At 53.9% G+C, this 11,632-nt stretch carries 10 protein-coding genes; all 10 read left to right on the top strand.

The window, feature by feature from the left end; all coding sequences use genetic code 11:
• The first annotated feature begins 542 nt into the window (after nt 1-542).
• Genes mraZ through murG form a run of 10 tightly spaced genes read left to right on the top strand, consistent with a single transcriptional unit; the run spans nt 543 to nt 11,620 of the window.
• Entirely contained in the window at nt 543-1,001 is a 459-nt protein-coding gene (gene mraZ, locus ACUU1M_RS04130) for a division/cell wall cluster transcriptional repressor MraZ (RefSeq protein ID WP_001295770.1), read from the top strand.
• Nucleotide 1,002: 1 nt separating this feature from the next.
• Entirely contained in the window at nt 1,003-1,944 is a 942-nt protein-coding gene (gene rsmH, locus ACUU1M_RS04125; protein WP_000970479.1) for a 16S rRNA (cytosine(1402)-N(4))-methyltransferase RsmH, read from the top strand.
• On the top strand, nt 1,941-2,306 hold the full coding sequence (ftsL, locus tag ACUU1M_RS04120) for a cell division protein FtsL (protein ID WP_000625662.1): 366 nt from the start codon (nt 1,941-1,943) through the stop codon (nt 2,304-2,306). Before rsmH ends, ftsL begins: the two co-directional genes overlap by 4 nt.
• A 15-nt stretch (nt 2,307-2,321) precedes the next feature.
• Nucleotides 2,322-4,088 (top strand): peptidoglycan glycosyltransferase FtsI, encoded by a 1,767-nt coding sequence (gene ftsI, locus ACUU1M_RS04115; RefSeq protein WP_000642214.1) that lies wholly within the window; start codon nt 2,322-2,324, stop codon nt 4,086-4,088.
• A complete protein-coding gene (gene murE / locus ACUU1M_RS04110) occupies nt 4,075-5,562 on the top strand; it encodes a UDP-N-acetylmuramoyl-L-alanyl-D-glutamate--2,6-diaminopimelate ligase (RefSeq protein ID WP_000785122.1) in 1,488 nt (495 codons plus the stop codon). Before ftsI ends, murE begins: the two co-directional genes overlap by 14 nt.
• Entirely contained in the window at nt 5,559-6,917 is a 1,359-nt protein-coding gene (murF, locus tag ACUU1M_RS04105; RefSeq protein WP_000626675.1) for a UDP-N-acetylmuramoyl-tripeptide--D-alanyl-D-alanine ligase, read from the top strand. Before murE ends, murF begins: the two co-directional genes overlap by 4 nt.
• Entirely contained in the window at nt 6,911-7,993 is a 1,083-nt protein-coding gene (mraY, locus tag ACUU1M_RS04100; RefSeq protein ID WP_000964128.1) for a phospho-N-acetylmuramoyl-pentapeptide-transferase, read from the top strand. Before murF ends, mraY begins: the two co-directional genes overlap by 7 nt.
• A 2-nt stretch (nt 7,994-7,995) precedes the next feature.
• Nucleotides 7,996-9,312 (top strand): UDP-N-acetylmuramoyl-L-alanine--D-glutamate ligase, encoded by a 1,317-nt coding sequence (murD, locus tag ACUU1M_RS04095; RefSeq protein WP_000796481.1) that lies wholly within the window; start codon nt 7,996-7,998, stop codon nt 9,310-9,312.
• Nucleotides 9,312-10,556 carry a cell division protein FtsW gene (ftsW, locus tag ACUU1M_RS04090; protein ID WP_001239796.1) on the top strand — a complete coding sequence of 415 codons (1,245 nt, stop codon included), beginning with the start codon at nt 9,312-9,314 and terminating at the stop codon, nt 10,554-10,556. Before murD ends, ftsW begins: the two co-directional genes overlap by 1 nt.
• Entirely contained in the window at nt 10,553-11,620 is a 1,068-nt protein-coding gene (gene murG, locus ACUU1M_RS04085; RefSeq protein ID WP_000016582.1) for an undecaprenyldiphospho-muramoylpentapeptide beta-N-acetylglucosaminyltransferase, read from the top strand. Before ftsW ends, murG begins: the two co-directional genes overlap by 4 nt.
• Nucleotides 11,621-11,632: the final 12 nt, after the last annotated feature.

The following is an 11,632-nucleotide window of genomic DNA, read 5'->3' as shown; positions in this document are numbered from 1 at the left end:
GGCATCAATATCCTTAAAGTAAATAAGACTATTCCTGACTATTATTGATAAATGGTTTTAAACCCGCCCGTTAATTAACTCACCAGCTGAAATTCACAATAATTAAGTGATATCGACAGCGCGTTTTTGCATTATTTTGTTACATGCGGCGATGAATTGCCGATTTAACAAACACTTTTCTTTGCTTTTGCGCAAACCCGCTGGCATCAAGCGCCACACAGACGTAACAAGGACTGTTAACCGGGGAAGATATGTCCTAAAATGCCGCTCGCGTCGCAAACTGACACTTTATATTTGCTGTGGAAAATAGTGAGTCATTTTAAAACAGTGATGACGATGAGGGATTTTTTCTTACAGCTATTCATAACGTTAATTTGCTTCGCACGTTGGACGTAAAATAAACAACGCTGATATTAGCCGTAAACATCGGGTTTTTTACCTCGGTATGCCTTGTGACTGGCTTGACAAGCTTTTCCTCCGCTCCGTAAACTCCTTTCAGTGGGAAATTGTGGGGCAAAGTGGGAATAAGGGGTGAGGCTGGCATGTTCCGGGGAGCAACGTTAGTCAATCTCGACAGCAAAGGGCGCTTATCAGTGCCTACCCGTTATCGGGAACAGCTGCTTGAGAACGCTGCCGGTCAAATGGTTTGCACCATTGACATTCATCACCCGTGCCTGCTGCTTTACCCCCTGCCTGAATGGGAAATTATCGAGCAAAAATTATCGCGTCTGTCGAGCATGAACCCGGTTGAGCGCCGTGTGCAGCGCCTACTGTTAGGTCATGCCAGCGAATGTCAGATGGATGGCGCAGGTCGATTGTTAATCGCGCCAGTACTGCGGCAACATGCCGGGCTGACAAAAGAAGTGATGCTGGTTGGACAGTTCAACAAGTTTGAGCTGTGGGATGAAACAACCTGGCATCAACAGGTCAAGGAAGATATCGACGCAGAGCAGTTGGCTACCGGAGACTTATCGGAGCGACTGCAGGACTTGTCTCTATAAAATGATGGAAAACTATAAACATACTACGGTGCTGCTGGATGAAGCCGTTAATGGCCTCAATATCCGTCCTGATGGCATCTACATTGATGGGACTTTTGGTCGCGGTGGTCACTCACGTCTGATCCTCTCGCAGCTTGGCGAAGAGGGGCGTTTGCTGGCGATCGATCGCGACCCGCAGGCTATCGCCGTTGCGAAGACTATTGATGATCCGCGCTTCTCCATCATCCACGGACCTTTCTCCGCGCTGGGCGAATACGTTGCCGAGCGCGATCTTATTGGCAAGATCGACGGCATTCTCCTCGATCTTGGCGTCTCTTCACCGCAACTTGATGATGCTGAACGCGGCTTTTCCTTTATGCGCGATGGTCCGCTGGACATGCGTATGGACCCAACCCGTGGGCAGTCAGCCGCTGAATGGCTACAAACCGCAGAAGAAGCCGATATCGCCTGGGTATTGAAAACCTATGGTGAAGAGCGTTTTGCCAAACGCATTGCCCGCGCCATTGTCGAGCGTAACCGCGAACAGCCGATGACCCGCACCAAAGAACTGGCGGAAGTCGTGGCTGCTGCAACGCCGGTGAAAGATAAGTTTAAACATCCCGCGACCCGTACCTTCCAGGCGGTGCGCATTTGGGTAAACAGTGAACTGGAGGAGATAGAGCAGGCGCTAAAAAGCTCGCTCAACGTGCTGGCCCCGGGTGGGCGGCTTTCGATCATCAGCTTCCACTCGCTGGAAGACCGTATTGTGAAACGTTTTATGCGTGAAAACAGCCGCGGTCCGCAAGTTCCGGCAGGGTTACCGATGACTGAAGAGCAGCTCAAAAAACTGGGTGGCCGTCAGCTGCGAGCACTAGGCAAGTTAATGCCGGGCGAAGAAGAGGTGGCTGAGAACCCTCGTGCCCGTAGTTCAGTTCTGCGTATTGCAGAGAGGACGAACGCATGATCAGCAGAGTGACAGAAGCTCTAAGCAAAGTTAAAGGATCGATGGGAAGCCACGAGCGCCATGCATTGCCTGGTGTTATCGGTGACGATCTTTTGCGATTTGGGAAGCTGCCACTCTGCCTGTTCATTTGCATTATTTTGACGGCGGTGACCGTGGTAACCACGGCGCACCATACCCGTTTACTGACCGCTCAGCGCGAACAACTGGTGCTGGAGCGAGATGCTTTAGACATTGAATGGCGCAACCTGCTCCTTGAAGAGAATGCGCTCGGCGACCATAGCCGGGTGGAAAGGATCGCCACGGAAAAGCTGCAAATGCAGCATGTTGATCCGTCACAAGAAAATATCGTAGTGCAAAAATAAGGATAAACGCGACGCATGAAAGCAGCGGCGAAAACGCAGAAACCAAAACGTCAGGAAGAACATGCCAACTTTATCAGTTGGCGTTTTGCGTTGTTATGCGGCTGTATTCTCCTGGCGCTGGCTTTTCTGCTCGGACGCGTAGCGTGGTTACAAGTTATCTCCCCGGATATGCTGGTGAAAGAGGGCGACATGCGTTCTCTTCGCGTTCAGCAAGTTTCCACCTCCCGCGGCATGATTACTGACCGTTCTGGTCGCCCGTTAGCGGTGAGCGTGCCGGTAAAAGCGATTTGGGCTGACCCGAAAGAAGTGCATGACGCTGGCGGTATCAGCGTCGGTGACCGCTGGAAGGCGCTGGCTAACGCGCTCAATATTCCGCTGGATCAGCTTTCTGCCCGCATTAACGCCAACCCGAAAGGGCGCTTTATTTATCTGGCGCGTCAGGTAAACTCTGACATGGCGGACTACATCAAAAAACTGAAACTGCCGGGGATTCATCTGCGTGAAGAGTCTCGCCGTTACTATCCGTCCGGCGAAGTGACTGCTCACCTCATCGGCTTTACTAACGTCGATAGTCAAGGGATTGAGGGCGTTGAGAAGAGTTTCGATAAATGGCTTACCGGGCAGCCGGGTGAGCGCATTGTGCGTAAAGACCGCTATGGTCGCGTAATTGAAGATATTTCTTCTACTGACAGCCAGGCAGCGCACAACCTGGCGCTGAGTATTGATGAACGCCTGCAGGCGCTGGTTTATCGCGAACTGAACAACGCGGTGGCCTTTAACAAGGCTGAATCTGGTAGCGCCGTGCTGGTGGATGTCAACACAGGTGAAGTGCTGGCGATGGCTAACAGCCCGTCATACAACCCTAACAATCTGAGCGGCACGCCGAAAGAGGCGATGCGTAACCGTACCATCACCGACGTGTTTGAACCGGGCTCAACGGTTAAACCGATGGTGGTGATGACCGCGTTGCAACGTGGCGTGGTGCGGGAAAACTCGGTACTCAATACCATTCCTTATCGAATTAACGGCCACGAAATCAAAGACGTGGCACGCTACAGCGAATTAACCCTGACCGGGGTATTACAGAAGTCGAGTAACGTCGGTGTTTCCAAGCTGGCGTTAGCGATGCCGTCCTCAGCGTTAGTAGATACTTACTCACGTTTTGGACTGGGAAAAGCGACCAATTTGGGGTTGGTCGGAGAACGCAGTGGCTTATATCCTCAAAAACAACGGTGGTCTGACATAGAGAGGGCCACCTTCTCTTTCGGCTACGGGCTAATGGTAACACCGTTACAGTTAGCGCGAGTCTACGCAACTATCGGCAGCTACGGCATTTATCGCCCACTGTCGATTACCAAAGTTGACCCCCCGGTTCCCGGTGAACGTGTCTTCCCGGAATCCATTGTTCGCACCGTGGTGCATATGATGGAAAGCGTGGCGCTACCAGGCGGCGGCGGCGTGAAGGCGGCGATTAAAGGCTATCGTATCGCCATTAAAACCGGTACCGCGAAAAAGGTCGGGCCGGACGGTCGCTACATCAATAAATATATTGCTTATACCGCAGGCGTTGCGCCTGCGAGTCAGCCGCGCTTCGCGCTGGTTGTTGTTATCAACGATCCGCAGGCGGGTAAATACTACGGCGGCGCCGTTTCCGCGCCGGTCTTTGGTGCCATCATGGGCGGCGTATTGCGTACCATGAACATCGAGCCGGATGCGCTGACAACGGGCGATAAAAATGAATTTGTGATTAATCAAGGCGAGGGGACAGGTGGCAGATCGTAATTTGCGCGACCTTCTTGCTCCGTGGGTGCCAGACGCACCTTCGCGAGCACTGCGAGAGATGACACTCGACAGCCGTGTGGCTGCGGCGGGCGATCTCTTTGTAGCTGTAGTAGGTCATCAGGCGGACGGGCGTCGATATATCCCGCAGGCGATAGCGCAAGGTGTGGCTGCCATTATTGCAGAGGCGAAAGATGAGGCGACCGACGGTGAAATCCGTGAAATGCACGGCGTACCGGTCATCTATCTCAGCCAGCTCAACGAGCGTTTATCTGCACTGGCGGGCCGCTTTTACCATGAACCCTCTGACAATTTACGTCTCGTAGGCGTAACGGGCACCAACGGCAAAACCACGACGACCCAGCTTCTGGCGCAGTGGAGCCAACTGCTTGGCGAAACCAGCGCGGTAATGGGCACCGTTGGTAACGGTCTGCTGGGGAAAGTGATCCCGACAGAAAATACTACCGGTTCGGCAGTTGATGTTCAGCATGAGCTGGCGGGGCTGGTGGATCAGGGCGCGACTTTTTGCGCAATGGAAGTTTCCTCCCACGGGCTGGTACAGCACCGTGTGGCGGCATTGAAATTTGCGGCGTCGGTCTTTACCAACTTAAGCCGCGATCACCTTGATTATCATGGTGATATGGAACACTACGAAGCTGCGAAATGGCTGCTTTATTCTGAACATCATTGCGGTCAGGCGATTATTAACGCCGACGATGAAGTGGGCCGCCGCTGGCTGGCAAAACTGCCGGACGCGGTTGCGGTATCAATGGAAGATCATATCAATCCGAACTGTCACGGACGCTGGTTGAAAGCGACCGAAGTGAACTATCACGACAGCGGCGCGACCATTCGCTTTAGTTCAAGCTGGGGCGATGGCGAAATTGAAAGCCATCTGATGGGCGCTTTTAACGTCAGCAACCTGTTGCTCGCGCTGGCAACACTGCTGGCGCTGGGCTATCCACTGGCTGATCTGCTGAAAACCGCCGCGCGTCTGCAACCGGTTTGCGGACGTATGGAAGTGTTCACTGCGGCAGGCAAACCGACGGTGGTGGTGGATTACGCGCATACGCCGGATGCACTGGAAAAAGCCTTACAGGCGGCGCGCCTGCACTGTGCGGGCAAGCTGTGGTGCGTCTTTGGCTGTGGTGGCGATCGCGATAAAGGTAAGCGTCCACTGATGGGCGCAATTGCCGAAGAGTTTGCTGACGTGGCGGTGGTGACGGACGATAACCCGCGTACCGAAGAACCGCGTGCCATCATCAACGATATTCTGGCGGGAATGTTAGATGCCGGACATGCCAAAGTGATGGAAGGCCGTGCTGAAGCGGTGACTTGCGCCGTTATGCAGGCTAAAGAGAATGATGTGGTACTGGTCGCGGGCAAAGGCCATGAGGATTACCAGATTGTTGGCAATCAGCGTCTGGACTACTCCGATCGCGTCACGGTGGCGCGTCTGCTGGGGGTGATTGCATGATTAGCGTAACCCTTAGCCAACTTACCGATATTCTCAACGGTGAACTGCAAGGTGCAGATATCACCCTTGATGCTGTAACCACTGATACCCGAAAACTGACGCCGGGCTGCCTGTTTGTTGCCCTGAAAGGTGAACGTTTTGATGCCCACGATTTTGCCGACCAGGCGAAAGCTGGCGGCGCAGGCGCACTACTGGTTAGCCGTCCGCTGGACATCGACCTGCCGCAGTTAATCGTCAAGGATACGCGTCTGGCGTTTGGTGAACTGGCTGCATGGGTTCGCCAGCAAGTTCCGGCGCGCGTGGTTGCTCTGACGGGGTCCTCCGGCAAAACCTCCGTTAAAGAGATGACGGCGGCGATTTTAAGCCAGTGCGGCAACACGCTTTATACGGCAGGCAATCTCAACAACGACATCGGTGTACCGATGACGCTGTTGCGCTTAACGCCGGAATACGATTACGCAGTTATTGAACTTGGCGCGAACCATCAGGGCGAGATTGCCTGGACTGTGAGTCTGACTCGCCCGGAAGCGGCGCTGGTCAACAACCTGGCAGCGGCGCATCTGGAAGGTTTTGGCTCGCTTGCGGGTGTCGCGAAAGCGAAAGGTGAAATCTTTAGCGGCCTGCCGGAAAACGGTATCGCCATTATGAACGCCGACAACAACGACTGGCTGAACTGGCAGAGCGTAATTGGCTCACGCAAAGTGTGGCGTTTCTCACCCAATGCCGCCAACAGCGATTTCACCGCCACCAATATCCATGTGACCTCGCACGGTATGGAATTTACCCTACAAACCCCAACCGGTAGCGTCGATGTTCTGCTGCCGTTGCCGGGGCGTCACAATATTGCGAATGCGCTGGCAGCCGCTGCGCTCTCCATGTCCGTGGGCGCAACGCTTGATGCTATCAAAGCGGGGCTGGCAAATCTGAAAGCTGTTCCTGGCCGTCTGTTCCCCATCCAACTGGCAGAAAACCAGTTGCTGCTCGACGACTCCTACAACGCCAATGTCGGTTCAATGACCGCAGCTGTTCAGGTACTGGCTGAAATGCCGGGCTACCGCGTGCTGGTGGTGGGCGATATGGCGGAACTGGGCGCTGAAAGCGAAGCCTGCCATGTACAGGTGGGCGAGGCGGCAAAAGCTGCTGGTATTGACCGCGTGTTAAGCATGGGTAAACAAAGCCATGCTATCAGCACCGCCAGCGGCGTTGGCGAACATTTTGCTGATAAAACTGCGTTAATTACGCGTCTTAAATCACTGATTGCTGAGCAACAGGTAATTACGATTTTAGTTAAGGGTTCACGTAGTGCTGCCATGGAAGAGGTAGTACGCGCTTTACAGGAGAATGGGACATGTTAGTTTGGCTGGCCGAACATTTGGTCAAATATTATTCCGGCTTTAACGTCTTTTCCTATCTGACGTTTCGCGCCATCGTCAGCCTGCTGACCGCGCTGTTCATCTCATTGTGGATGGGCCCGCGCATGATTGCTCATTTGCAAAAACTTTCCTTTGGTCAGGTAGTGCGTAACGACGGTCCTGAATCACACTTCAGCAAGCGCGGTACGCCGACCATGGGCGGGATTATGATCCTGACAGCGATTGTGATCTCCGTGCTGCTGTGGGCTTACCCGTCCAATCCGTACGTCTGGTGCGTGTTGGTGGTGCTGGTAGGTTACGGTGTTATTGGCTTTGTTGATGATTATCGCAAAGTGGTGCGTAAAGACACCAAAGGGTTGATCGCTCGTTGGAAATATTTCTGGATGTCGGTCATTGCGCTGGGTGTTGCTTTCGCTTTGTACCTTGCCGGCAAAGACACGCCCGCAACGCAGCTGGTGGTCCCATTCTTTAAAGATGTGATGCCGCAACTGGGGCTGTTCTACATTCTGCTGGCTTACTTCGTCATTGTGGGTACTGGCAACGCGGTAAACCTGACCGATGGTCTTGACGGTCTGGCAATTATGCCGACCGTATTTGTCGCCGGTGGTTTTGCGCTGGTGGCGTGGGCGACCGGCAACATGAACTTTGCCAGCTATTTACACATACCGTATCTGCGACACGCCGGGGAACTGGTTATTGTCTGTACCGCGATAGTCGGGGCAGGACTGGGCTTCCTGTGGTTTAACTCCTATCCGGCGCAGGTCTTTATGGGCGATGTCGGTTCGCTGGCGTTAGGTGGTGCGTTAGGCATTATCGCCGTACTGCTACGTCAGGAATTCCTGCTGGTGATTATGGGGGGCGTGTTCGTGGTAGAAACGCTTTCTGTCATCCTGCAGGTCGGCTCCTTTAAACTGCGCGGACAACGTATTTTCCGCATGGCACCGATTCATCACCACTATGAACTGAAAGGCTGGCCGGAACCGCGCGTCATTGTGCGTTTCTGGATTATTTCGCTGATGCTGGTCCTGATTGGTCTGGCAACGCTGAAGGTACGTTAATCATGGCTGATTACCAGGGTAAAAATGTTGTCATTATCGGCCTGGGCCTCACCGGGCTTTCCTGCGTGGACTTTTTCCTCGCTCGCGGTGTGACGCCGCGCGTTATGGATACGCGTATGACACCGCCTGGCCTAGATAAATTACCCGAAGCCGTAGAACGCCACACGGGCAGTCTGAATGATGAATGGCTGATGGCGGCAGATCTGATTGTCGCCAGTCCCGGTATTGCACTGGCGCATCCATCCTTAAGCGCTGCCGCTGATGCCGGAATCGAAATCGTTGGCGATATCGAGCTGTTTTGTCGCGAAGCACAAGCACCGATTGTGGCGATTACCGGTTCTAACGGCAAAAGCACGGTCACCACGCTAGTGGGTGAAATGGCGAAAGCGGCGGGGGTTAACGTTGGTGTGGGTGGCAATATTGGCCTGCCTGCGTTGATGCTACTGGATGATGAGTGTGAACTGTACGTGCTGGAACTGTCGAGCTTCCAGCTGGAAACCACCTCCAGCTTACAGGCGGTAGCAGCGACCATTCTGAACGTGACTGAAGATCATATGGATCGCTACCCGTTTGGTTTACAACAGTATCGTGCAGCAAAACTGCGCATTTACGAAAACGCGAAAGTTTGCGTGGTTAATGCTGATGATGCCTTAACAATGCCGATTCGCGGTGCGGATGAACGCTGCGTCAGCTTTGGCGTCAACATGGGTGACTATCACCTGAATCATCAGCAGGGCGAAACCTGGCTGCGGGTTAAAGGCGAGAAAGTGCTGAATGTGAAAGAGATGAAACTTTCCGGGCAGCATAACTACACCAATGCGCTGGCGGCGCTGGCGCTGGCAGATGCCGCAGGGTTACCGCGCGCCAGCAGCCTGAAAGCGTTAACCACCTTCACCGGTCTGCCGCATCGCTTTGAAGTGGTGCTGGAGCATAACGGTGTGCGCTGGATTAACGATTCAAAAGCGACCAACGTCGGCAGTACGGAAGCGGCGCTGAATGGCCTGCACGTAGACGGCACGCTGCATTTGTTGCTGGGCGGCGATGGTAAATCGGCGGACTTTAGCCCACTGGCGCGTTACCTGAATGGCGATAACGTACGTCTGTATTGTTTCGGTCGTGACGGCGCGCAGCTGGCGGCGCTACGCCCGGAAGTGGCAGAACAAACCGAAACTATGGAACAGGCTATGCGCTTGCTGGCTCCGCGTGTTCAGCCGGGCGATATGGTTCTGCTCTCCCCGGCCTGTGCCAGCCTTGATCAGTTCAAGAACTTTGAACAACGAGGCAATGAGTTTGCCCGTCTGGCGAAGGAGTTAGGTTGATGCGTTTATCTCTCCCTCGCCTGAAAATGCCGCGCCTGCCAGGATTCAGTATCCTGGTCTGGATCTCCACGGCGCTAAAGGGCTGGGTGATGGGCTCGCGGGAAAAAGATACCGACAGCCTGATCATGTACGATCGCACCTTACTGTGGCTGACCTTCGGCCTCGCGGCGATTGGCTTTATCATGGTGACCTCGGCGTCAATGCCCATAGGGCAACGCTTAACCAACGATCCGTTCTTCTTCGCGAAGCGTGATGGTGTCTATCTGATTTTGGCGTTTATTCTGGCGATCATTACGCTGCGTCTGCCGATGGAGTTCTGGCAACGCTACAGTGCCACGATGCTGCTCGGATCGATCATCCTGCTGATGATCGTGCTGGTAGTGGGTAGCGCTGTTAAAGGGGCATCGCGTTGGATCGATCTCGGTTTGCTGCGTATCCAGCCTGCGGAGCTGACAAAACTGTCGCTGTTTTGCTATATCGCCAACTATCTGGTGCGTAAAGGCGACGAAGTACGTAATAACCTGCGCGGCTTCCTGAAACCGATGGGCGTGATTCTGGTGTTGGCAGTGTTACTGCTGGCACAGCCAGACCTTGGTACGGTGGTGGTGTTGTTTGTGACTACGCTGGCGATGTTGTTCCTGGCGGGAGCGAAATTGTGGCAGTTCATTGCCATTATCGGTATGGGCATTTCAGCGGTTGTGTTGCTGATCCTCGCCGAACCGTACCGTATCCGCCGTGTTACCGCATTCTGGAACCCGTGGGAAGATCCCTTTGGTAGCGGCTATCAGTTAACGCAATCGCTGATGGCGTTTGGTCGCGGCGAACTTTGGGGGCAAGGTTTAGGTAATTCGGTACAAAAACTGGAGTATCTGCCGGAAGCGCACACTGACTTTATTTTCGCCATTATCGGCGAAGAATTAGGTTATGTCGGTGTGGTACTAGCACTTTTAATGGTATTCTTCGTCGCTTTTCGTGCGATGTCGATTGGCCGCAAAGCATTAGAAATTGACCACCGTTTTTCCGGTTTTCTCGCCTGTTCTATTGGCATCTGGTTTAGCTTCCAGGCGCTGGTTAACGTAGGCGCGGCGGCGGGGATGTTACCGACCAAAGGTCTGACATTGCCGCTAATCAGTTACGGTGGTTCGAGCTTACTGATTATGTCGACAGCCATCATGATGCTGTTGCGTATTGATTATGAAACGCGTCTGGAGAAAGCGCAGGCGTTTGTACGAGGTTCACGATGAGTGGTCAAGGGAAGCGATTAATGGTGATGGCAGGCGGAACCGGTGGACATGTATTCCCGGGACTGGCGGTTGCGCACTATCTAATGGCTCAGGGTTGGCAAGTTCGCTGGCTGGGGACTGCCGACCGTATGGAAGCGGACTTAGTGCCAAAACATGGCATCGAAATTGATTTCATTCGTATCTCTGGTTTGCGTGGAAAAGGTATAAAAGCACTGATAGCTGCGCCGCTGCGTATCTTCAACGCCTGGCGTCAGGCGCGGGCGATTATGAAAGCGTACAAACCTGACGTGGTACTCGGTATGGGCGGCTATGTATCAGGTCCAGGTGGTCTGGCCGCGTGGTCGTTAGGCATTCCGGTTGTACTTCATGAACAAAACGGTATTGCGGGCTTAACCAATAAATGGCTGGCGAAGATTGCTACCAAAGTGATGCAGGCGTTTCCAGGCGCTTTCCCTAATGCGGAAGTGGTGGGTAACCCGGTGCGTACCGATGTGCTGGCGCTGCCGTTGCCGCAGCAACGTTTGGCTGGACGTGAAGGTCCGGTTCGTGTGTTGGTAGTGGGTGGTTCCCAGGGCGCACGCATTCTTAACCAGACAATGCCGCAGGTTGCTGCGAAACTGGGTGATTCAGTCACTATCTGGCATCAGAGCGGCAAAGGTTCGCAACAATCCGTTGAACAGGCGTATGCCGAAGCGGGGCAACCGCAGCATAAAGTGACTGAATTTATTGATGATATGGCGGCGGCGTATGCGTGGGCGGATGTCGTCGTTTGCCGCTCCGGTGCTTTAACTGTGAGTGAAATCGCCGCGGCAGGACTACCGGCGTTGTTTGTGCCGTTTCAACATAAAGACCGCCAGCAATACTGGAATGCGCTACCGCTGGAAAAAGCGGGCGCAGCCAAAATTATCGAGCAGCCACAGCTTAGCGTGGATGCTGTCGCCAACACCCTGGCCGGGTGGTCGCGAGAAACCTTATTAACCATGGCAGAACGCGCCCGCGCTGCATCCATTCCGGATGCCACCGAGCGAGTGGCAAATGAAGTGAGCCGGGCTGCCCGGGCGTAATTGTAGCGATGC

Source organism: Shigella sp. SIG6, from assembly GCF_053555815.1.
Note: the sequence above shows the minus strand (reverse complement) of the source record. Positions and strands in the feature narration are given on the sequence as shown.

Bases quoted from the DNA above. Each gene is read 5' to 3' on its own strand.
- mraZ (WP_001295770.1), top strand. From the start codon at position 543: ATGTTCCGGGGAGCAACGTTAGTCAATCTCGACAGCAAAGGGCGCTTA.
- rsmH (WP_000970479.1), top strand. From the start codon at position 1,003: ATGATGGAAAACTATAAACATACTACGGTGCTGCTGGATGAAGCCGTT.
- ftsL (WP_000625662.1), top strand. From the start codon at position 1,941: ATGATCAGCAGAGTGACAGAAGCTCTAAGCAAAGTTAAAGGATCGATG.
- ftsI (WP_000642214.1), top strand. From the start codon at position 2,322: ATGAAAGCAGCGGCGAAAACGCAGAAACCAAAACGTCAGGAAGAACAT.
- murF (WP_000626675.1), top strand. From the start codon at position 5,559: ATGATTAGCGTAACCCTTAGCCAACTTACCGATATTCTCAACGGTGAA.
- mraY (WP_000964128.1), top strand. From the start codon at position 6,911: ATGTTAGTTTGGCTGGCCGAACATTTGGTCAAATATTATTCCGGCTTT.
- murD (WP_000796481.1), top strand. From the start codon at position 7,996: ATGGCTGATTACCAGGGTAAAAATGTTGTCATTATCGGCCTGGGCCTC.
- ftsW (WP_001239796.1), top strand. From the start codon at position 9,312: ATGCGTTTATCTCTCCCTCGCCTGAAAATGCCGCGCCTGCCAGGATTC.
- murG (WP_000016582.1), top strand. From the start codon at position 10,553: ATGAGTGGTCAAGGGAAGCGATTAATGGTGATGGCAGGCGGAACCGGT.